The 20,816-nt window shown below is 54.2% G+C and carries 24 protein-coding genes and 1 tRNA gene; 21 read left to right on the top strand and 4 right to left on the bottom strand.

Annotated features, from left to right (window positions below; genetic code table 11):
* Window positions 1–22 precede the first annotated feature (22 nt).
* Window positions 23–94, top strand: a tRNA-Glu gene (locus HU175_RS22345).
* 341 nt (window positions 95–435) lie between these two features.
* Complete coding sequence (locus HU175_RS22340) at window positions 436–1,779, top strand: tyrosine-type recombinase/integrase (protein ID WP_176568683.1); 1,344 nt, start codon at window positions 436–438, stop codon at window positions 1,777–1,779.
* A 36-nt stretch (window positions 1,780–1,815) separates the two neighbouring features.
* Here HU175_RS22340 and HU175_RS22335 read toward each other — a convergent pair whose 3' ends face one another.
* Window positions 1,816–2,061: a helix-turn-helix domain-containing protein gene (locus HU175_RS22335; RefSeq protein WP_176568682.1), complete on the bottom strand. Its 246-nt coding sequence runs from the start codon at window positions 2,059–2,061 to the stop codon at window positions 1,816–1,818.
* Between the two features lie 3 nt (window positions 2,062–2,064).
* The gene (locus tag HU175_RS22330) at window positions 2,065–2,397 is read right to left on the bottom strand and encodes a hypothetical protein (protein WP_176568681.1); all 333 of its coding nucleotides are present in this window, start codon (window positions 2,395–2,397) and stop codon (window positions 2,065–2,067) included.
* A gap of 60 nt (window positions 2,398–2,457) precedes the next feature.
* Here HU175_RS22330 and HU175_RS22325 point away from each other — a divergent pair, with 60 nt between their 5' ends.
* From HU175_RS22325 to HU175_RS22310, 4 genes are all read left to right on the top strand, one after another.
* Window positions 2,458–3,315 (top strand): RNA ligase family protein, encoded by an 858-nt coding sequence (locus HU175_RS22325; RefSeq protein ID WP_176568680.1) that lies wholly within the window; start codon window positions 2,458–2,460, stop codon window positions 3,313–3,315.
* Between the two features lie 98 nt (window positions 3,316–3,413).
* On the top strand, window positions 3,414–4,121 hold the full coding sequence (locus HU175_RS24705; RefSeq protein WP_218037014.1) for a hypothetical protein: 708 nt from the start codon (window positions 3,414–3,416) through the stop codon (window positions 4,119–4,121).
* A 63-nt stretch (window positions 4,122–4,184) separates the two neighbouring features.
* Window positions 4,185–4,607 carry a hypothetical protein gene (locus HU175_RS22315; RefSeq protein WP_176568679.1) on the top strand — a complete coding sequence of 141 codons (423 nt, stop codon included), beginning with the start codon at window positions 4,185–4,187 and terminating at the stop codon, window positions 4,605–4,607.
* Window positions 4,582–4,986 (top strand): hypothetical protein, encoded by a 405-nt coding sequence (locus tag HU175_RS22310; RefSeq protein ID WP_176568678.1) that lies wholly within the window; start codon window positions 4,582–4,584, stop codon window positions 4,984–4,986. Before HU175_RS22315 ends, HU175_RS22310 begins: the two co-directional genes overlap by 26 nt.
* Before the next feature lie 55 nt (window positions 4,987–5,041).
* On the opposite strand, the gene HU175_RS22305 is transcribed toward HU175_RS22310, so the two are convergent.
* Entirely contained in the window at window positions 5,042–5,392 is a 351-nt protein-coding gene (locus tag HU175_RS22305; RefSeq protein ID WP_176568677.1) for a hypothetical protein, read from the bottom strand.
* Between the two features lie 326 nt (window positions 5,393–5,718).
* Here HU175_RS22305 and HU175_RS22300 point away from each other — a divergent pair, with 326 nt between their 5' ends.
* The 4 genes from HU175_RS22300 to HU175_RS22285 are packed head-to-tail and all read left to right on the top strand — an operon-like array spanning window position 5,719 to window position 12,123.
* Window positions 5,719–6,213 (top strand): hypothetical protein, encoded by a 495-nt coding sequence (locus HU175_RS22300; protein ID WP_176568676.1) that lies wholly within the window; start codon window positions 5,719–5,721, stop codon window positions 6,211–6,213.
* Window positions 6,210–8,225 carry a hypothetical protein gene (locus HU175_RS22295; RefSeq protein WP_176568675.1) on the top strand — a complete coding sequence of 672 codons (2,016 nt, stop codon included), beginning with the start codon at window positions 6,210–6,212 and terminating at the stop codon, window positions 8,223–8,225. Before HU175_RS22300 ends, HU175_RS22295 begins: the two co-directional genes overlap by 4 nt.
* A 1-nt stretch (window position 8,226) precedes the next feature.
* Window positions 8,227–11,532, top strand: a complete 3,306-nt coding sequence (locus HU175_RS22290; RefSeq protein ID WP_176568674.1) for a hypothetical protein — start codon at window positions 8,227–8,229, stop codon at window positions 11,530–11,532.
* Between the two features lie 45 nt (window positions 11,533–11,577).
* Complete coding sequence (locus tag HU175_RS22285; protein WP_176568673.1) at window positions 11,578–12,123, top strand: DUF4468 domain-containing protein; 546 nt, start codon at window positions 11,578–11,580, stop codon at window positions 12,121–12,123.
* Window positions 12,124–12,178: 55 nt separating this feature from the next.
* Here the strand turns inward: HU175_RS22285 and HU175_RS22280 are convergent, their stop codons facing one another.
* Entirely contained in the window at window positions 12,179–12,526 is a 348-nt protein-coding gene (locus tag HU175_RS22280) for a hypothetical protein (RefSeq protein WP_176568672.1), read from the bottom strand.
* A gap of 115 nt (window positions 12,527–12,641) precedes the next feature.
* On the opposite strand from HU175_RS22280, the gene HU175_RS22275 reads away from it, so the two are divergent.
* Genes HU175_RS22275 through HU175_RS22225 form a run of 11 tightly spaced genes read left to right on the top strand, consistent with a single transcriptional unit; the run spans window position 12,642 to window position 20,784 of the window.
* Window positions 12,642–13,835: an ATP-dependent Clp protease proteolytic subunit gene (locus HU175_RS22275; protein ID WP_176568671.1), complete on the top strand. Its 1,194-nt coding sequence runs from the start codon at window positions 12,642–12,644 to the stop codon at window positions 13,833–13,835.
* A gap of 35 nt (window positions 13,836–13,870) precedes the next feature.
* Window positions 13,871–14,950 carry a hypothetical protein gene (locus tag HU175_RS22270; RefSeq protein WP_176568670.1) on the top strand — a complete coding sequence of 360 codons (1,080 nt, stop codon included), beginning with the start codon at window positions 13,871–13,873 and terminating at the stop codon, window positions 14,948–14,950.
* Window positions 14,951–15,006: 56 nt separating this feature from the next.
* Window positions 15,007–15,600: a hypothetical protein gene (locus HU175_RS22265; RefSeq protein WP_176568669.1), complete on the top strand. Its 594-nt coding sequence runs from the start codon at window positions 15,007–15,009 to the stop codon at window positions 15,598–15,600.
* 1 nt (window position 15,601) lies between these two features.
* The gene (locus tag HU175_RS22260; protein WP_176568668.1) at window positions 15,602–16,057 is read left to right on the top strand and encodes a hypothetical protein; all 456 of its coding nucleotides are present in this window, start codon (window positions 15,602–15,604) and stop codon (window positions 16,055–16,057) included.
* A gap of 20 nt (window positions 16,058–16,077) precedes the next feature.
* Window positions 16,078–17,253, top strand: a complete 1,176-nt coding sequence (locus HU175_RS22255; protein WP_176568667.1) for a hypothetical protein — start codon at window positions 16,078–16,080, stop codon at window positions 17,251–17,253.
* On the top strand, window positions 17,228–17,794 hold the full coding sequence (locus HU175_RS22250) for a hypothetical protein (protein ID WP_176568666.1): 567 nt from the start codon (window positions 17,228–17,230) through the stop codon (window positions 17,792–17,794). The genes HU175_RS22255 and HU175_RS22250 overlap by 26 nt, the downstream gene beginning before the upstream one ends.
* A 15-nt stretch (window positions 17,795–17,809) precedes the next feature.
* Window positions 17,810–18,301 carry a terminase small subunit gene (locus tag HU175_RS22245; protein ID WP_176568665.1) on the top strand — a complete coding sequence of 164 codons (492 nt, stop codon included), beginning with the start codon at window positions 17,810–17,812 and terminating at the stop codon, window positions 18,299–18,301.
* A 2-nt stretch (window positions 18,302–18,303) separates the two neighbouring features.
* Complete coding sequence (locus HU175_RS22240) at window positions 18,304–19,686, top strand: terminase large subunit domain-containing protein (RefSeq protein ID WP_176568664.1); 1,383 nt, start codon at window positions 18,304–18,306, stop codon at window positions 19,684–19,686.
* On the top strand, window positions 19,683–19,832 hold the full coding sequence (locus HU175_RS22235) for a hypothetical protein (RefSeq protein WP_176568663.1): 150 nt from the start codon (window positions 19,683–19,685) through the stop codon (window positions 19,830–19,832). Before HU175_RS22240 ends, HU175_RS22235 begins: the two co-directional genes overlap by 4 nt.
* A 2-nt stretch (window positions 19,833–19,834) precedes the next feature.
* A complete protein-coding gene (locus tag HU175_RS22230) occupies window positions 19,835–20,068 on the top strand; it encodes a hypothetical protein (protein WP_176568662.1) in 234 nt (77 codons plus the stop codon).
* Window positions 20,065–20,784 carry a hypothetical protein gene (locus tag HU175_RS22225; RefSeq protein WP_176568661.1) on the top strand — a complete coding sequence of 240 codons (720 nt, stop codon included), beginning with the start codon at window positions 20,065–20,067 and terminating at the stop codon, window positions 20,782–20,784. Before HU175_RS22230 ends, HU175_RS22225 begins: the two co-directional genes overlap by 4 nt.
* Window positions 20,785–20,816: the final 32 nt, after the last annotated feature.

The raw sequence follows: 20,816 nt of genomic DNA, 5'->3' as shown, positions 1-20,816 counted from the left end.
ACGGTGGGTCTTTCAACAAGACGGCCGATTCGTCTAGCGGTTAGGACATCGCCCTTTCACGGCGGTAACACGGGTTCGATTCCCGTATCGGTCACACAGTCCACTGATCAGCGCAAAGCTCGCCTTCCCGGTGGGCTTTTTGCGTTTACAGCCAATCCCATTTCCCGGTAGTTCGATTCCGGCAGCGCCAAGCGCCAATCTTTCAATCACTTATTCTCCGGTAGCTATCCGGTAGTTCTTCGGTAGCCAGTCGCTAATCCAGCGTCACTAGGTGGTTACACTCAGATTCGCTGTAAGAATTACTAAACAGCCCGTAAAAATACCCGGCACCGGCCCGCCGAACGGTAAAAACGATACGCTGCTATTATCATATATCATATAGGCGGTGTTGAGGGCATTCACCCTTATATCCATGCTTATGTTACTCAAAAAAGAATGCCGATTTCGGTACGCTTCCGCCTGTGGCCACCCCGCCGGGGCAAAACCTATTCCAACCCGCACCCCCTACGGGTCAACATCACCGTCGACGGCATCGAAGATCCGGGCTTCGGGGCGCTCTGGCCGCTCGACGGAACGGGCGAAAAGCTGATGGTTGACCCGGCTAAATGGCGGGTAAAAGAGCAGAAGACCACGCTCCGCGACGATTCCACCAACGATTCCCTGGTGCTCCTCAAAGCGCACATCATGGACATTTACCGGCGTCAGCGCCAGACGGGGCCGCCCACCACCCAGTCGATTCGCCACGAGCTGACCACTGGCAGACCTCCGCTCTGGCTGGAGCCGGACGGCTGGCAGTTCCACGCGGGGCAGCACAGGGAGAAGAAGCTCGAAACGCACCAGCCAGCCGCCCCCGCCAGCTACTTTGCCGCCCAGCTCACCGAAGACACCGATTTAGGTGAAGCCTATGCCGCCTACGTCATTGGATTGCGATTAAAGAAAGGAACAGCGGCCGCGCTGTCACCCATCACCATTGGCCGGTGGGATCGGGGCATGCTGTTACTGCAGCTCTGGCGCGAGCAGACTGATCAACCCCTGCCCGCCGTTGGCAAGGTAACCGTCGGCTGGGCGAAGCGATATCACGCCTGGCTGCAGGTGATTTCGGAAAACGACCAGAAAATAAAGCCCACCAGCATGACCCAGGCCAGCCGCTTTGTGCTCAAAATAGGGGAGGTGCTGACCTGGATGCTGGACGAAGGCTGGCTGGTAGCCAACCCCATTGCCGCCGTGAAGTGGCCGCGCGCGAAGGATAAGGAAGTTCGATTCCTGACGCCCGACCAGCTAAAAAAACTATTTCAAACGAACTGGAAAGGAACGGAAGGCGATGCGCTCTGGTGGTTCTGCCTGATGTGCTGTACGGGCTTGGACTACCCCGATGCCATTGCCTATGCCCGCAGCCGCAGCACCTATGAAACCGAGGGGCCGTCCGGTTGGAAAATCGTCGGACGAAGAGCCAAGCCCCCCTACAATCAGTACGAAGTGCCGCTGCTGGATGAGGTTCGTTTACTGTTTGAATCGCGTCCGGCCGGGCCGGTTGATTATTCTCCTCAGTGCGTCAATCGCCACACCGGGCGCATTGAGCAGCTTCTAGGCATCAAGTGGCGCATCACCGCCAAGACCGCCAGAAAAACGTTTACCTGCCTGATGCTGATGAAGGGATACATGAGCAGCGAGGTAGCCGGGATGCTTGGCCACAGTTCAACCCGGACTACAGATCGTTACTACTACCGCATCAACGGTGCTCACGTCGATGCGGGTATGAAGCGGGTAAACGGAAGGTAGGAGCGGAGAAGCCCGGCCCTGACCCGCCGGGCTTTTTCACAAAAGCGGCTCCCCCTCCCCCGTCAGCACGTAGCGGATGTTGAGGTCGGGAAACGTGCGGGCGAGCTCGGAGAGCTTTTCCGCGCCAAAATACATCTTATCGTTGATGTGCTTCGAGAAAAACGAAGGGTGACGGCCCATTTTAAGGGCGGCTGAGGATTGCGTTTCGCCCAGCGATTCCAGGGCCTGCTGGAGCCATTTGCCTTGCACGAAACCGGCGGATTTGTTTTTGGTCGGGGGCATGGGTTAGGGGTTGTGGCGGACGTGGGCGGGGCCGTCAATGGTGACGGTGGGTTTGTCCAGGCGTTGGCCGGTGACGATGTAGTGAACGTCTAAGCTTGGGTCGAACTTCCAGAACGCTTCTAAATACTCCACGCGAATAGCACCCATGTCACGCTTCGGGTTCAAAATGTTCTTCACCGTCTCAATCCCTAACCCGGTAATTTGCGCCCATTCATCTTTCGATTTATTATGTCTGGCTAGTTCGTCAACCAATCGTTGCTTAAAGGGTTTCGCGTCTATTTCCACCGGGGAATCAGTTTCTGTATTCATGGCAAAGGTGTTAAAAATAACACTCATTATTTGTTTGAAAGTTAAAATTAACTACATTTGACTTAGAAACAAGTAAGAAATAACACCATGTCGTTCACAAAATACCCCCACTTAGAGAGGTTCGGCGCAACTGAAGTTCATCAAATAGAACTTGGTGAGTGCTACGTTTTTCCTAAGATCGACGGCACCAATGCGTCGTTATGGATTGAAGATGGCCAGTTGCAAGCGGGTTCCAGAACGCGCCACTTGACGCTGGAGCAGGATAACGCCGGATTCTATGCATGGGCAAAGGAACAGATAAACCTACTGGACTACTTTGCCGAAAATCCGAACCATCGCTTGTTTGGTGAATGGCTGGTACCCCATTCGCTGCGAACCTACCGGGATGCGGCATGGCGTAACTTTTACGTGTTCGACGTAGCGATTGACACGCCGGAAGGGTTGGCGTTTTTACCCTACGAGTCTTACCGGGTTCAACTTGAAGCGCATGGGATTGAATATATCCCAGCAATTAGCAAGATCAAAAACGCGTCGTATGAGCAGCTAGTGGCGCAACTGGCTAAGAATGTCTACCTGATCGAAGACGGAAAGGGGGCTGGTGAGGGTATCGTGATTAAGAACTACGACTACAAAAACCGCTCAACCGCCAAACCTGGGCAAAGATCGTCACCTCTGAATTTAAGGAGAAACACGCTAAAGTTATGGGTGTTAGTGAGGTCAACGCCCGTAAGATGGTCGAAGAGGATATTGTCGAAAAGTACGTCACTAAAGCCCTTTGCGAAAAGACGCTGGCTAAGATTGAAACCGAATTGGGCGATTGGTCAAGTAAATACATTCCACGTCTACTCAACACGGTGTTTTACGATCTGGTGCGTGAGGATAGCTGGCAGTTCATTAAAGAACACAAAAACCCTAGCATCAATTTTGGCACTCTCCAGTACCTGACTTTTAACAAAGTCAAGCAACATCTACCGCAGGTATTTTAACCCCCCCCCGCTGCCGGTAGCCGCCGCCCGGAAAAACGCTATACAGGAGAAAGAGATATGGAATCAAGAAAGCTAGAAGTCCAACCGGGCGATACAATAACCAGAACGGCGCAACAGGCCGTATCACTGGCGGCCCTCGAAAAGGTGCAGGTCAATTTTGTGTTCAATGGCGTTACTTGCTTGGTTGATAAGGCCAGTGACCCTGAATTGGTAGTGCGTGACTACCACAACAGTTTTTATCTAAACTGGAAAACGATTGGCCCCAACTACGACGCCGAATATTCTCCAGAAATTCAACAGCAACTCCAACAGGCTAAAGGAGAATCCGAGCGTAAAGCCGCCGAACGGCGCGCCGAGCTTGACGCCAAAGACCTCAGCCAGCGCGAGAAGGTAGAACAGGCGATTGGTGGCGTTGAGTTGTCGCTCACTGATAAAGCCAAATGGGATAGCTGGAAAGCGAACAATGACGACGACTACGGACGCGGCATCTTTGCTTTTGCTGAGGTATGGGGGCGGCTCATGCAGATAGAAATTGCAGCAGGGTTATCGGTTGCTGACGCAGCCCACAAGATGCAGTACGAACCAAGCTATTTGGGCATTACGGGATTCATGTTCGGCGCTGCCGTGAATGTTCTCTCTCAGTGCTGGGAACATGGCGAAGCGTTGCGCCAATGGCACAATGAACGCTGGGGGCGTAAAGGCGCTGATGGCGTGGTAAATCCTGCTTCGTTCTCGATTAAGCCTATGCCCCGCGCCGGGATCTAAAACCACTACTACTAACCCCCTCGCCCCCGAACACACGGACGGCGGGGATAGATGAAAAGAAAAATGAAACCTGACGAACAACAGCGACCCAGTTGGCATGAGTTAGCGTATCATGAAGGTAGCTTTTTGCGAAATCGTGCCGGACAAATTCGGGCTAACATCCTGCGCAAAACGCGGTGGCACAAGGTTTTTATCGTTTATGGCTATCATCAAGGGCAATATACGTACTCGACCGCCTTGCAGGCAGAATCGCTATTAGATGCTTATCAACAACAGGCAAAGTCGTCCGGTTTTCGGGAAGGGTTGGAGAGTTTATCTGGATTTAGTCGGCGCGTCAAAATTTCTGGGCTGATGCGCCCGTGCGCCTACGGACAGGCAAGTGATATGCCCGCGCATGTGCTTACGCGTATGGCCCAAGAATGTAGCAAGGCTAATTGTCCAGAGCCTGTCTTGTCCGAAAATGGTCAATTTTTATTGTTTGCCTAACCCCCTCGCCGGGGCTGGTAAACCAAAACGAAGAGAAGAAAGGATGAGACCAGTTGAAGAAGTAGCAAAGAAAACATTGGGTCTGTATGATTACCGAGCCCAGCAAAGCCTTGAAGCGACGAAAATCGTTGATGCGACCAGCATCTGCCCGCAGGCCAAGCGTTGCGTTATTAAGTACGCTAACGATACGAGGGGTCTGATCGCTCAGATCTGCAATTGGTATTCGCCTGATGATGACTTGGGTGGCCAAGTTCATTACTTCATTAGTGCTATGACGCCCGTGCAGCTTGCCGATGATGTTGTGTTTGAACGTACCGCTGTGGGTATGCGTGTTGAGCCGATCGTGCTTGCCAGCTTCATCTACCAGAACCAGCCATGACAACCACCGACCTATCCATCCAGCAAATTGCGGCCTATTTGGGGGTAAAATGCAGCTAAACTTCTTCCGGCTCTTTTAGGCTGTTTCTCCAGGCTTGAACTAAATCGCGTCGTGATGCCTCAACTAGATTTTCCAAATCCCAGCAGACATTCTTTGTCTTTTGTAGGGCCATATCGTATCGCTTACCCATTGCTACCCGGTCAACATCGGACAGAACCTTAAGTAGGCGCTGAAAGCTATAGGGATCAACAACTAACACAATAAGGTTGTAGTTGCTCGAATTTGGCGATGCTTCCCCATTTTCGTAAAGCCGCCATTGGTTGGGACCAAATCCACAAATTCGGGACATATCGGTAGCAGATAGTCCATAAAATTTACGTACCGCTTTAAGGTTTAAGTTACTCATAAATAGCCGATTATTTACACTATAAAGTTAGTGAAATACTTTGAAAATCAAAGAGTTATCGCCATTTTTAATAGTCTAAAATAGACAGCCCGATCAAGTGCGGCAAACACAAGACCGGGCCTACCACTAACAATAATCAGCTATTGCGCAATCACTACAAACGCTAACCCCATGCCCAAACAACCCACGCCCGAATTGACGCCGGAATTGCTGGAGCAGCAGTTGATAGAGTTTTACGACGTGTTTCCGGATATGAAGTAAAAAACCTCAATACCTTTCCAGTTCCTACCCCCTTGCTCATATAGCGCACCGGCGAACTTCGCCCTGTGCCAACAATCCCCAGCCTTACCACCCCCACCGGAACGTTTGATTTAACGTTCGACGCTACCTTTCAGGGGGTGCTCATTACGCCCACGACCCCCAGCGTACCGGGGGAGTGCCGCACGCCCGGCGCGTTTCTGACCTGGCAGTCTCCGACCGGTTGGCCTTACTGGCTGTTCGACGGGCCAATGAGCACCGACAAGACCGTTTCCTCGCGGGGCGATGCCCGGCAGGCGGGACTTACGCTGGCTACCCAAAAAGAATCGGCTTACGTTATTACCGCCCGCACGTCGGGGCTAACCGCTGAGCAGGCCGAAGCCGTTGCCACTATCTACGATTCGGTAGCGGTGTATCTACTTGCCCCCGACAAAGACGGCGTATTTCATCAGGTGCCGGTCACGATTGATCCCGGCACGTTTCCGGTGCACACCTCACGCAGTGCCACCCATACTCTCTCTGTTACTTTTACCCTACCGGCCCGGAGGTCCCAGCGCCGATGATTGTTGACGGACTCTATCTCAACGGCGTCTGGGTGGCGGAAGCAGAACCTGCCTTGAATTTTCAGGCGAACGATCTCACTAAGCCCGATACCATCCAGACCAGCTACTCGCTCTCATTCAGCCTGCCCGATACCCTCACGATTCGGGATCTGACCGAAAACGCCGAACAGCTCGACGCGGGTGGTAAATACCCCTACGCGGTGTTTAAGGCGAAGCTGATCTTCGACGGGGTTGATCTGATGCCCGGCGCATCGGCCCGGCTTGAATCCTTTCAGGGCGGCTGGAAAGTGCAGCTCTTTCAGGCGACACGCAGTTTGTTTGATGCCCTGGGTGACCGCTCCATTCGTACCCTGAACCTCGACCGCTATAACCATCCCTGGACTGTCGCGGGCATTTCGGCGCTGGCAGGAGCTACGGCGGGGGCGGTGTACCCCGTCATTGATTACGGCAACTTTGATAAAGACACCTTTGCCTCGGATGCCCTGTTTCCGTCCGTCTACGCCCGCACGATCATTGAGCAGATGCTCACCGAAACGGGTTACCGTCCGGCGGGCGAATGGCTGAACGATCTGCTACTCAACCGGATCGCCCTGCCGTTTGTGGATGACGAACCCCAAAGCCACGACGAGCAGTGGGTGACGGATCGATCAGCCCGCGTGACGGTAAGAAACTCGCTGCAGATGTCGGGTTCTGGGAAGACCGAAGTACTCTACGAGTTCAACCAGGACAACGACCCGGATAATTACTTTTTCGACGGCAAGCAAAACAACTTCAATACGTCTCTGAAAGCCTACGTCTGCGACCGGGCCATGAAACTGCGCGTTCAGGCCAGCCAGACGTTCAAGCTAAAGGTTACGACGGGTGCGGTCGAAGTGCTGTTGATCGTTGAGCGCAACGGGCAGAACGTCGCACAGGTGGGTGACAACTATTCAGGGGTGTACAACATTACGTTTTCCGCCCAACAGACAATCAGTCTTGACGAGACGATTAACTGCAAGGCGGGCGATCAGATCCGGATTCGCTTCATTCTTCGCCGTCGCACCCTCGTCGGCCGGTTTATGGTGCTGGGCTACATTGACCCGACCACCTGCTGGGCATCCTTTACGCCCGATCCGAAACTATACCCCGGCGACGACTGGCTGGTGGCCCGCAATTTGCCCGACATGGCGTGTACCGAGGTGCTTAAATCAATCGCGCTGCTGTGTTCGGCTACCTACGCCGTGGACGATGTACGCAAAACGGTAACCCTTATTCCCCTGAGCGAAGTTGTTGCCAATACCGACAAGGCCGTGGACTGGTCGACCCGCGTGGAGGAATCCGAAGAGCCCGAACTGCTGGTAACGCTGGAACCCTACGGGCAGGTGAACAACGTTAAGTGGAAGGCGCTGGATAAGGTCAGCACCTACGGCGACGGACAGATCCGCGTCGACGCCCCCAACCTGCCCACAACGGCTGACCTGTTCGAACTACCCTTTGCGGCCTGTCTCAACTCCGAAAAGGCGCTGACCGGTTACGGTAGCCCCGTCACCATCCCAACGCGCACGATCAAAAACGGAACGCTGGAACGGTCAGCCACTACGCCCCGTCTGGTACTGATTGAACCGGGCAAGACACTGACCGCCAAAGCCAACGTTACGGCGGAAGGCATCCCAGATGAAGTGAAGCCCGTAACGCTTACTGCTTGCTGGTGGGCTGACCGGCCACTTGGTGCCAACGCGGGCAACAACGCCTACTCTCTGACTTTCGATCGGGTCAGCTTTGTTCAGCGTGAACAGACGCTCATTCAGCGCTATTTTAAGGGGCTAACCCGCGTACTCAGACGGCCCCGCGCCCTGACGCTCTCGATGATGCTGACGGCGGACGACGTGGCCAGTCTGGACCTGACCAGGCCCGTACGGCTTTCATTTGTCCGGGCCGGTTCGCTGCAACTCTCAAACCACGTTTTCTACCTCAATAAGATTTCTAACTACGTACCGGGCTACCCCTGCCGGGTTACGCTAATTCCTTACTAGCATGGCAGACGAAAGGCCCGATGAGGTACTGATAAAAATCCGGGTATCGGAAGAGGAGGTCGAAAAAAAGATTGTCCAGATCCGTCAGCAACTAACGGCCCTGAAGGCAGAGGAGAAGCTGCTCCAAAAACAGTACCAGGAAAGCGCGATCGAATCCGACAAGTACGAGGCCGCGATGGAAGGCATCGTGCGGCAGCGGTCGGCCCTGACGGCGTCGCTACGTGAAAACCGCAAAGAGATGGACAACAACCGCAAGGTCGTAGTCGAAGCGGAAGGTTCGCTCATATCCCTACGGGCCAACCTGTCGAATCTCAATAAAGCCTACGATAGTTTATCCCGCGCTGACCGGGAAGGGGCGGCCGGGGGAACCTTGCAGAAGCAGATCAACGCGACCAATCAGGAGCTGCTCGAAGCCGAAAAGCTGACCGACCGCTACCAGCGTCAGGTGGGTAACTACGCCGTTGTGGCCAAGTCCATTGAGCCGCTGATTGCTGAACTAATCAAACTTCAGGAGGAGCAGAAGGCGCTCGACAAAGGCTCACCCCAGTACGAGGCCGTTGGTAAGCGCATCATCGGTTTTCAGCAGCAAATCAACCGCGTTGGCGCCGAATCGGGCAAAACGTTTGACGATGTTCAGGATAAAGTAAAAACCTATGGCGAAGCAATCCGCACTACGACTACCGAGTTGGTTAAACTCGAAGAAGAACAAAAAGCCCTGGGTCAGGACGGCGGGGAAGCCTACGAACGGATTGGCTTTAAAATCGCGGGCCTTAAGCGGGAAATTTCAACGGTGGCCGATGAGGCCAAGCCAGCCGCTTCCGCTTTCGATGTATTGAGCGAAGTAACGGGCGGTTTTGGGGGTCGGCTTGATCAGGTAAAAGGGTTTCTGAGCAATGCAAAGACCGGCCTGTCTGCCTTCAAGGGGGGGCTGACCGGGATTAAAGCGGCTATTGCCGGAACGGGGATTGGTCTGTTGGTGCTGGCCATCGGGGCGCTGATCACCTACTTGACTAAAACGCAGGTAGGGATGGACTTTCTGTCTCGCAAAATGGCGGGCGTCGGCGCGGCTGTTGATGTCGTGGTCGGCACGATTGCCAGGGCGGGGGAAGCGCTCACTAAAGTTTTTACCAACCCCAAAAAAGCGCTGCTTGATTTCTTCGACGCCTTCAAAGGGGCGGGCGACGCGGCAGCGGAAGCCTATAAGCTAGGTCAGGCCATCGAACGGCAGAATCAGATCATCCGGGATTCCGAGCAGCAGGTCCTTTTGGCCCGCGCTCAGAACCGGGCCGAAATTGAACGGTTGAAATTAGCCTCCGAAGACGTTACAAAATCCACGGCCTCGCGCTCCAAAGCCGCTAAAGCCGCCTTCGATTTAGAGAACGCGACGCTGAAAACGCAGATCGCCCTGCAGGAGCAGCGGATAAAAAACATTCAGGCTGAGATCAAACTACGGGGCAACCTGGTCAGCAGCGAAGACCGGCAGAAGCTCATTGATGCCGAAATCGAACTGGCTGACATACGGGAAGAATCGTTCGGCAAGCAAACCGAATTAAACAACTCCCTGAACGCCATTAACGCCGAAGCTGCTGCCAAAGCGAAGGAAGCCGCCAAACAAGCTGCTGATAATGCCGTGTACCTGGCAGAGCTACGGGTGCTGCAGGCCAGGCAGGCAGGCAAAGACACCCTGAAACTGGAAGAGGCCTTAATCGTTGCCCAGGGGAACGCCCAAAAAGTCGGGCTCGCTAAAAACTCGAAGCAGCGCCAACTCATCGATGCCCAGACCAACAAGGCGATTCTGGACAAACGAATCGAGCACGCGGCTGAACTGCTGAACCTGGAGATTGGTACCCGCAAAGCCGAAATATCGGCCACCCTTGCCTTAACCCAGCGGGGCAGCAAACAGGAGCTGGACCTACGCATTGAGCAGATCCGGCAGGAAAGCCGTCAGCAGCAGGTCGAACTTGAAAAACAGTACAAAGCCCGGCAACTTAACGAAACCCAGTTCCGCGAACGGCAGAGTGATATTGTGCTGAACGCCGAACGGGCCATTGAGGACGCCCGTGCTCAGTTTGCCCAGGATCAGGTGCAGAAACAGGCCGCTGCTGCCGAACGTCGCCTGCAGGTCGAACAGGATTTTGGCGACCAGTCCCTGAAAGTAGATATTGAAATCGCCCGCAAGCGGATTGATTTGGAAGAGAAAACCCAGGTTGATTTGCTGGATTTGCAACTCAAGTACGGCCAGATCACCGGCGAAGAATACCTCAACCAGATCAATGCTGTTCAGGCCAAAGCCCTGGCCGCCCGGAAGGAGAATATGCGTCAGGAGAAGGAGCTGGAGCATAAGAATAACCTGGAAATAATCGATCAGAAGATTGCCGATACCAAAGCGGGTACGATCAAGTATTTTAAACTTCAGAAGCAGCGACTGGCCGAAGAGCAGAAGGCCGAACTGGACGCGGTAAAAGGCACTGAGGAGGAAAAGGAGAAGGAGAAGGAGAAGATCCGGGCCAAATACCGCACGAAGAACAAGGAGCTTGAAGTCCAGACCGCCGAAGATATTGCGGGCAACATATTACAGGCTACCCAGACAGCATCCTCCACCCTGTCTTCGTTTGTTGAGGCCAGCGTTCAGCGGCAGACCAAAGCCCTGGACGATCAGCAGGAAGCGCTCTTAAGTTCGGCCGCCCTGACCAGCGACCAGCGGGAAAAGATCGAAAAGGACTTCCAGAAAAAGCGGGAAAAGATCGAAAAGGAAGCCGCCGAAAAGCGCCGGAAGATTGCCAGCATTGAGAATATTATCGCCACTGCGCAGGGCATCACGAACGCCTTCAAACTACCACCTCCGTTTAACTTTATTACGGCGGCTCTGGTGGGCGCTACAGGTCTTGCCAATCAAATCCTGATCGACAACCAAAAGTTCGCCCGCGGGGGGTACTACCGTTCCGACAACCGGGGCGCTTACGTACAGGGGCCGGGAACGGGCACCAGCGATAGCATCAATGCCCGAATCAGCAACGGAGAGGCCATCATCAATGCCCGCTCTACTCAGAAGTTCTATAAGGAACTGTCAGCGATCAACGTTGCGGGCGGTGGCCGGGCGTTCCCTGGCCTAACGGCGAACCGGCTCTCCACCCAGAACATGACTCCCACCTACAACCTGGGGGGGGTGAGCCTGACAACCGATGCCGTAGCGATTGCGAGGGCCGTACGGGAGGGTATGAAAGACGTTAAAACGGTGGTTTCTGTTGAAGCGTTTGACCGCGTTCAGAAGGACATCAGAAAGGTTGAGGTGCAGGCGGATTTGTAAGAAATAAAACTTCGTGCGTATGTTAGGGCTAAAAACCCTTACGCCATGAAGTTCTTCCTTACATTATTACTTCTATCTGTTAGTTATCTGTCCCATGCCCAAGGCTCACTCAGCGATGTTATGCCGGTTAAGTCAGGTGCCGTCGAATACTCTGACGTCGTGCCAGTGCCCAGCGAGTCGAAAAATCAACTCTTTGATAAAGCAAAGCAATGGATTGTTACGTACTATCCAAGCGCTACCGAAGCGCTGCAACTAGCCGATAAGGACGGCGGCATGTTAATTGCCAAAGGTTCACTTTACACACCCTGGCTGTTTAATATGACCTACCGGTCAGACGGTTACCTGAACCACGCAATCATTCTGGAGATAAAAGACGGGCGTTACCGATACACGGTCAACGATTTAACGGTTAGCGCAAGCCATCCGTCCGCACGGTCAATGGGTCGCTACGTCTGGACGATAGCCGAATTTATGGAACGTCCCATGCTAAAGCGAAACAGCATCAAGTACGCGGTTAAAGCTGATGAAAATATTAAGGCCATGCTCCAAAATCTGGAGCAGGCCATGAAGGCAAAGAAGTCGGACTTCTAGCAAGCCCCTTTCTACCCAAAAACGCGAAAGCCTCACTCAATCAGTGGGGCTTTTTTTATAGCATTGACTTGTGCTCGCTGATGAAGGTATTGATCAGCGAGCGCGTCTGCTGGCTGACCGTCGTGCCGTTCAGATCACAAATCGCCTTGTACTGGCCTAGCTTGTGATCCTGCATTTCTACCGATAAGAACGAACCGCTGTGCCGTCCCGGCTGGATTACCCGGCCCTGGGGATACTTCGCCCGCTCGGTGTACTCCCGCCGGGCTGCCATAATGATCGCCCGATCGGCCGGGGTAACCTCTTCGCTATAGTACCAGTGATGGCACTTTTCAACTTCCAGGGCTTTTTTTATTCCGTCGCCTGACTTTACCCGTATTAGTAGCCGTTCGAGTCGTTCGTCCACAGTCAATCAGTGGTTTAGTTGGAAAGGTATTGAGCTTTTCAGTGCCTGAATATACAGATAAGCGTGGTACTTATCAACTTCGTTGCATTGATTATCCGCTACACAATAGCCCCCAATGCCGAAGATTGTCAAGATTAACCTTAGTGGTATCATCATGCCTGACGAGTGGGTAGAACCCGGCGATCCGCCGTGTATTTCCCTCACGAAACTGCAGCGACTTGTTCAGGCTGCTGGGCAGGCTGATGGCTACGACATCTTTCTTAAAACCCCTGGCGGGGTTATGGAAGAGGGCTGGGCGATGTACGATTACATGATCACGTTACCCAACCTGCGAACCATTGCCGTCGGCATGGTGGCCTCAATGGGAACTATCCTACTGTCAGCGGCCAAAGAGCGGCTAATGACTCCCCACGCGCAACTGCTCTTCCATCTGCCGAACTACGGCGATGGCCTGCCGCCGGGCAACCGGGTCAGCTATGCAGCCTACTTAGATAAACTGGCCTTTGAAGAACAGCGGTGCATTGAATTGTTTACCGCCGTAACGGGCAAATCCGAATCAGTCATTGCTGGCGTCTTTGCCGACGGCGAAGACCACGAGTTTACCGCCGAAGAATCTATTGCGTTTGGCTGGGCTACCGGCCTCTATATGGGCGCTGCTGTTCAGGCAAGTCGCTCGCTTCACCGCCCCATCTACGCCCTACTGAAAGATGGCAAAACGGGGCTTTCTCTTTCAAAAAACAACTCATCCAATACAAACATGGCAAAACGCAACACCTTGCTGGTAGCAGGGCTAAAGGGCCTACTTGGCCTTATGGAAGGCAAACAGACGACCAGCTTAACCGTGAACACCGTTGACGGCAAGGTGCTCGATATTGATGCCGCCGGGGAAACCTATGTGATTGGCGACGCGCTGGCCTACGAAGACGGCACCGAAGTACCAGACGGCGAATACCTGCTGTCCGACGGATTTACAATTGTCGTTGCCGCTGGTGCTATCTCGGATATTATTGATCCGGTGACGGACGAAGAACAGCCCGAAACGCCCGAACCAACCGCTGAGGCCGCGCCCGAAACAATCACAATCAGCAAAGCAGAGCACGAGAGACTGCTTGCCCTTGACACTACTGTGTCTTCGCTGAAGTCAGAGCACGAGCAGTTCAAAGCCCGCGTCACCTCTGTGCTAAAGGGCATGGAATCCGCCGACCCTGTAACGGCCCGCGTGAACGAAACACCGATTGACAAGCGGGTGCCGGAAGCGCCCGAAACGGCCGCTGACCGCAAAGCAAAGCGCCTGGCCAACCGCAAATAACCAAGCATTATCAGACAGCTAAACTTAAATAAACAATGGCATTTACCCCCGACGCGAGCTTTACCTACCAGGGTCACGAAGCCGCTGAATTAACGCTCCGCCCGGCCGTAGATCGCCCGGCGTTGTCGAAGTACTTTGCGATCACGGAAGGACTGAAAGGTCGCCTGATCGTGCAATTCCTGGAACGGGTTGGCCTGATTACGACGGTCGACCCCGGCTGCGGATTAGGAGCCACGACGCGCAACACCCGCAAGACCAACAAAACGTTTGCCCCGGTCGATCTGAAAGCCTGGTATCAGGAGTGCTGGAAGGTGCTGCGGGGACAGGCCGAAGAGTGGTATCTGAACGCTGGTAACGACAAGAAGAATCTTGGCGACACGGTGTACGGGGACTACTGCATTGACATGCTGGAGTACGCTATCTACGAAGATTTGCTTCGCATGGCCTGGTTTGCTGACCGCAACATGACGGAAGCCAAATTGACTGCTTCTTACGCAGCCGCTAGTGGTGACACCTTGACAGCGGCCCAGCTCGTGCCGTACTTCAAGACCTTCAACGGGGCATGGCGTAACGTTGAGCTGGGCATTGCGGCTCAACTAACCAAGCTGGTGCCAATCGCTGCCAACAACCCGACGGGCGATCAGGTGCTTGATCCGAACGACGTGCCCGCCATCTTCCAGGCCATGTTCTCAGCGGCCGATCCCCGGCTGTACAGCCAGCCAACGGCTAATAAGCTGTTTATGGTATCGCACAGCATCTTCGACGCCTGGACGATCTACCGCGAATCGAAAAATCTGGATCTGGCTTACGTAGCTCAGGCTGACGGCGTATCGCTGCCCACCTTCCGGGGCGTTCCGATCATGGTTGTTCCCGAGTGGGATGAGTTTTTGGGCGGCTACTTTAAAAAGGCTGGCAAAATTGACCGCCCGCACCGCGCGCTATTGACCGTGAAAGGCAACCTGCAGCTTCGCTTCGACGCGACGCCGGTTGACGATTCGGGTAGCGCGGGCCTTGAAGTTTGGTCGTCGCAGGACACTGAACTCTGGAACGCCCGCCAGACGTATGCCGCCGATATGCAAATTGCAGACGACGCCCTCGTGGTCGCAGCTTACTAATTGTCTCACCGGGCGGGCCAAGACAACTCTTGGTTCGCCCTAACTACTCTTACTATATGAGCTGCGTATCTGTCTCTGCCTTAACGCGCGATCTGGTCAATTCCTGCCAACCCAACGGGCAGGGCCTCTACGAGAAGATGTACGTCTTCACGCGCGACGAACTGCTGTCCTATACCACCGACACGTCGGCTACCGACCCGGCGGTTGGCGCAAAAATCATCACCGCCCTGACACTGAAGACGGGCAAAAAGCTAAAGCGCTGGGAGGGCTATAAGCTATCCGCCCAGGGTACGCAGGGCTTTTCTGCCAACGATAACGGCAATAGCATCACCCACGGTTTTCGGTTCATGGTGTTCGATAACAGCCCCGAAGCCGACGCCGAAATCGATAAGCTGACCAACCGCACTGACCTAGTGGCGATCATCAAACAACAGGGTGAGTTCGGCCGCTGGAAGCTGATGGGTTTTTCGACCGGCATGTCAATGACCAACCTGACCAACGACTCCAACGACGCCAACAACCCCGGCCAGTTTACCCTGGAGTTCCAGGCGGCTCAGGAGAAAGAAACAGCCAAGACGCTGCGCCACAAGACGGCGACCCTGGACGACACCGCCGATTACCTGGAAACGCTGGCGACGGCGACCGCCTAATATGGAGCCGATTACTTCGGACGACGAATTAGCGGAAATTATATCCGCTTGGTACGGGCAAGGCATTCTCAGCGACGAGAACCTTGCCCGGCTAAAAGCACGGTATCTGCTGGATCTCGGTGCAACGACCTGTACGTCCTGCCCGAACTGGAAGAACGACATGCTGACGCACTTTCGCTTGCACCTACGACGCATCAATAAAACCATCATGGCAACGACCACCAACAAATACATGGTGAACCCGGAAGTGGGTTCGTTTCATTCGCCTTCCCACGGTACGATTTTTTCCAACTCCCCGGCCGCCACGACCGGCGTCACGCCCCTGAACGACGAAGCCGCCGAAGCGCTGCTGAAAATGGATGAGGGGTACAAGGAGTTAATCATCCTGAATCCGGACTACAAAGCACCGGCGGCATCCACCGGGGAAGCCAAAAAAAAAGACGACGACAAAAAGTAATCACCGCCAACCGCTAGTGCATGGCAACCCTTCGCAAATCGAAGCCGACTAATAAGAAAGTGCCCGTCACCCAGTCTCGCACCGTGACGGGCTTTCTTGATTGGGGCTGGGATAACCTCTACCCGCAAACGCTGCTGGACGTAATCGACGAATCCGACACGGCGTCGGCGGCGATGTCCGTTCGGGCTGAGTTCATTGAGGGCAACGGCCTGAAGGATTTGGCCCTGTCCGAAATGATCGTCAACCGCAAGGGCGAAACGTTCGATGATGTTCACGCGGCCAACTGTTCGGGCGTCGCTGACCTGGAAGTGATCTGTCTGCACCTTAGCTTTAACGCGCTGGCCGAAATCGTTGGGATGCAGCACGTACCGCCCGAACAGGTGCGGTTCATGGCCCCCGATGATCTGGGTAACATCACGCGGGCGGGCATCTTTCCCTATCTCGGCTCGACCCTGTTTCCAAAACGGGCGAAAGAGCACAAGGTCGTTCACCTCTTCAACCCCCGAAAGGAGGTTGTGTTCGCCCAAATCGAAGAGGCTGGCGGTATTGAAAAGTATCAGGGTCAACTGGTTCACGTCATTGCCGGAACGCGCCGGAAGGGTGAGGTTTACCATACGCCAAGCTACGCGGGCGGGTCGGTGATGTTTGAAGCCGAGAAGGAACTGAGCACCTACTACTACCGGGTGGTGACGCAGGATTTTGCTACCTCTGGGGTATTCAAGACACTGAAGAAAAGCGACGCTCGGGATGAGGGTAATCGTGATGAAGATTCAATCCAAAACCGATTGACGCAACATCAGGGCGCCGAAAACGCAGCTAGTATCGTCTGTATTGAAGCCGATACCATTGAGGAATTGGAAGCGATGGAGTTCATGCCGACAAGCGGATCAGACCTGTCTAACCGCTACACGGCAATGGGCGACTACGTAGCCGAACACATTAGCCGCCGAACCAGGGTGCCTAACGAGTTGATGGGCGTTCGTAAGTCGACGGGTGGTATCAGCTTCACCCAGATTCAGATCAAGTTGTTCTCCCAGCTCATGCAGCAGACGGTCAACCGCTACCAGCGCTCCATCAGCCGCGTCTACGCCCAAATCTTTGCCCATTGGCACCGGCCGCTGGGTGACCGGGATTTCACGATTGAAAACCTAAACTACTTCCCCGACGACGATGGAACCGCTGCTATCGCTGAATGATATTGAGCAGTACATCGGCCCGCTGCCCGTTTCGGTGAAGATGCCGGGCCGGGGTGAGGGGCCGGGCATTGCTGAAAAGCTCACCCCGATCGTTAGTCAAGTTGCCGAGGGGTGGCTGGCTGACGTGCTCGAGTCCGCTACCATCACCGCTTACCGGACGATACTTGCCAATGACGCCTTCGCGCTTGGCCCCGACGCATTCACTCCCACCGAAACGCTTACCGCCGAACAGTTCGTGAACGGGCGGCTCATTCGTAAATTCATGACTTACGCGGTCTGGAGCATCTACCTGACCCGCGCGAACGTCACGTTGACTCAGACCGGCTTTGTCAACAAGTCGCGCGATCAGTCGCAGGATTTGAGCACGAGCGAACGGCTGACGCTGGTGAAGCAGTACGAAGGGCTAGCGAGCCGGGTTGCCCTGCAGCTCTCCAAGATCAACTGGAACTTAGATCAGGCATGCCCGCCCGCTTCGGGGTTTTCAGGTAGGCCCACGATTCGCAAAGCACAACGCCGAAGCCCTAGCCGGCTTGGGAATTAATTAGTATATTTAGGTATGGCTTTTACCGCTCCCAAAGGCAACAGGTATGCGCTTGGTCATGGACGACCGGCTAAGTATGCCAATGCTGAAGAGTTAGAACAACGTATAGAGGAGTACTTCGAATACTGTCAAGGCGAATACGAAGACCAAACCGAAACAGTTAACAAACGTAAGAAAAATAGCGAGACTGGCAAGATGGATACCATACCTACCGAAGTCTCAAAACGTGTCTGTACTCGCGCCCCCGACCGGCCTAAAATAACTACCCTCGCCCTCTTTCTTGGCTTCGAGTCAAGATCAACGATGTATGAGTATTTGAAGCGTGAGAGTTTTTCGTACCCGTTAAAACGCGCGCTAATGATCATTGAGAGCGAATACGAAGATATACTGCCTTTTGCCAAAGGTGGTGGGGTTATTTTCGCTTTAAAGAACATGGGCTGGGAAGATAGGACGCAAGTTGATAGCACCGTCGAAATCAAACAAATCACCGGTATGCAGGTGCTGTGACCATGCAGCTTCAATTCAACACATTCGGCAACGAGAAACAAAAAGACGTCTGCAGGCTCTGGCAGGATAACGATGTCACCGACATCGTTTACGGCGGTTCAAAAGGATCGGGAAAGAGCTACCTCGGCTGTTCGCTCATCTTTGGCGATGCTTTCACCTACCCCGAAACGCATTACTTTATTGCCCGTGACTCGTTGACCAATATTCGAAAGTTTACCATCCCCTCTATTCACGAAGTCTTTGAACATTGGGGCATCGGTCAGCAGTACTATGACTACAACGGGCAGGATAACTACTACACTTGCTACAACAAAAGCCGTGTCTACCTGCTGGACGCCAAGTACCTTCCCCGCGATCCGCTTTACGCCCGGTTTGGCTCCATGCAGATGACCCGCGGCTGGATCGAAGAAGCCGGGGAGTTCAAAGAAGCAGCCAAGAATAACTTATCAGCATCAATCGGTCGCTGGAAGAACGATGTTTACGGACTTACCCCTAAGCTACTGCAGACCTGCAACCCGGCCAAGAACTACCTGTATAAGCAGTACTACCGCAAAGCAAAGGACCGGGAGCTTGAAGCCTGGAAACGGTTCGTGCAGGCACTACCACAGGATAATAAACGGCTACCCGCGGGTTACCTGGAGAACCTGCACCGAACATTAAGCGTCAACGAGAAACAGCGCCTGCTCTTTGGTAACTGGGAGTACGACGACGACCCATCGGCGCTGATTGACTACGACAAAATTCTGGATCTTTGGCAAAATGAACACATTGGGGGCGGGCGTAAGTTCATCACCTGCGACGTGGCCCGCTATGGCCGTGACACGACGAAGATATGCGTTTGGGATGGGTGGCGCGTCATTGCTTACCGAACCATCAAAGGGGCCTCGGTTCCGGAAGTAGCCGCGGCTGTTCGGGTTATGATGACTGAGTACAGCGTTCCAGCGTCTCAGGTCGTGGTCGATGACGACGGGGTCGGCGGGGGCGTTACCGACACGGTAGGCTGCAAGGGTTTTGTCAATAACGCCCGACCGATGGAAGAGCGGACCCCCGACGGTAAGCAGACGCCGAACTACAATAACCTAAAATCACAGTGCTATTTTCGATTGGCCGACCGTATCAACCAGGCGGGTATTTATATTCTGCCGAACGTCATGAGTGAGAAGGAAGTAGAAGACACCGTTGAAGAATTGGAGCAGGTCAAGCAGCGCGATATGGACGCGGAAGGCAAGAAGGCGGTTATCAGCAAAGAAGACGTTAAGGAATTGATTGGACGGTCGCCAGATAACTCCGATGTGCTTATGATGCGAGAGTATTTTGAGTTAAATTCGCCTGTGGTCAGCACCGCCCGAGCGTACCGGCCACAGGTTAGACAACGACGGTTATGACCAACACCCGCTGCGCCATGCCCTCGCCCCGCTGGTACGTTAAGCGTTTCGGGGCATTTCTGACCTGCTATCTCGTTCGGCAGGAACTACGCGGGCATTACGTCTGGGAGTGGGGCGATAAGTGTTGTGAACTAAGTTTGAATTAGGCATGGAAGACATCAAACTGGCAGTTGGCAGATCAGGGGGCGAACTGATCGAATTTAGCGCCTACAAAGACGACGCGCCAACCTCCTACTGGGGAACAGTGAAGATGCGAAGCACAGATATTGTGTCTAAGCAGATTCACCTCGTCGCCAAAACGTTAAACGAATGCGGCCTTTCTGTTGCTTTTGTTCAAAACGTAGCCCCGCTGACGTATTATTTCTCAACCAAGCCTGCATGACCCGCTTCAACGCAGACGGTTTACGCTTCACCCTCCCTGATTCGTGGGACGAGGTAACGCTGGAACAGGCGTTCCGGCTCGCAGACGGGGCTTCTGTCGTTCATGCGCTGTGCATTCTCTCTGGCAAGACCGAGGCCGACTTCCGCCCCCTACAGGCTCCAGACCTGGCCGGTATCGTGCAGGAGCATCTGGCGTTTCTTAGCCAGACCCCCGACTTCAAAGCCTTACCCGTACCAACCACACTTACCGTATCGGGTAAAACCATCGTTCCGCCCACCAAACTTGGCGCTCAGACCACGATCGGGCAGAAGTGGGACATCGACCACGAACTTGAATCCATCGGCACAGACGAAGAAACAGACCTGTTTGCCGTGGCCCCCGCGCTGCTTTCCATTTACCTCTCCCCCCTCATCACCGGTCAGCCCTACACCGACATCGAAGAGGCCCGGACGGTGCTACCCGCCCTCTACGCGCTGCCCTGCACCGAGCTTTTACCCCTCGCTGCTTTTTTTTTGAGCAGTTGTCAGCATCCAATGCTCTCTGGCAGAGTCTTTTTGCAACCTGTGCCACCGAGGGCGATCCAACCGCTAAAGCCGCTGAACAGCTTACGCCGGGCCTGTCAGCGTTTGATACCGACTTTGCCGTCCTGGAACTGGCAGAAATCGAGCGCATCCCCCGAAAAGACGCTTTTCAACTCCCCCTCGACCAGGCGCTAAGGCACCTATTGGCCAAAGCAAAAAAAGCTCAA

Source organism: Spirosoma sp. KUDC1026 (assembly GCF_013375035.1).
Classification (GTDB): Bacteria; Bacteroidota; Bacteroidia; order Cytophagales; family Spirosomataceae; genus Spirosoma.
Note: the sequence above shows the minus strand (reverse complement) of the source record. Positions and strands in the feature narration are given on the sequence as shown.